General features: G+C 57.6%; 1 rRNA gene (running past both ends of the window). It reads left to right on the forward strand.

The window, feature by feature from the left end:
* A 23S ribosomal RNA gene (locus CQ12_RS39415) occupies positions 1-740 on the forward strand (it extends past both window edges: 1085 nt to the left, 1655 nt to the right).

A 740-nucleotide genomic window follows, 5' to 3' on the forward strand; every position in this document is an offset into this window, starting at 1 on the left:
TGATAGCTGGTTCTCCCCGAAATGCATTTAGGTGCAGCGTCGTGTGTTTCTTGCCGGAGGTAGAGCACTGGATAGGCGATGGGCCCTACCGGGTTACTGACCTTAGCCAAACTCCGAATGCCGGTAAGTGAGAGCGCGGCAGTGAGACTGTGGGGGATAAGCTCCATGGTCGAGAGGGAAACAGCCCAGAGCATCGACTAAGGCCCCTAAGCGTACGCTAAGTGGGAAAGGATGTGGAGTCGCAGAGACAACCAGGAGGTTGGCTTAGAAGCAGCCACCCTTGAAAGAGTGCGTAATAGCTCACTGGTCTAGTGATTCCGCGCCGACAATGTAGCGGGGCTCAAGCGTACCGCCGAAGTCGTGTCATTGCAGCATGACGGCTAACGCCGGCTGTGATGGGTAGGGGAGCGTCGTCTGCCGGGTGAAGCAGCACCGGAAGGTAGTTGTGGACGGTTGACGAGTGAGAATGCAGGCATGAGTAGCGATTCACACGTGAGAAACGTGTGCGCCGATTGACTAAGGGTTCCTGGGTCAAGCTGATCTGCCCAGGGTAAGTCGGGACCTAAGGCGAGGCCGACAGGCGTAGTCGATGGATAACCGGTTGATATTCCGGTACCCGCTGTGAAGCGTCAAACATCGAATCCAGTGATGCTAAGCCCGTGAAGCCGCCGGGGCCCGTCTTTGACGTGTCTCGGAGTGGTGGAGCCGCTGGCCCGAGCTGGTAGTAGGTGAGTGATGGG

Source organism: Bradyrhizobium jicamae (assembly GCF_001440395.1).
Taxonomy (GTDB): domain Bacteria; phylum Pseudomonadota; class Alphaproteobacteria; order Rhizobiales; family Xanthobacteraceae; genus Bradyrhizobium; species Bradyrhizobium jicamae.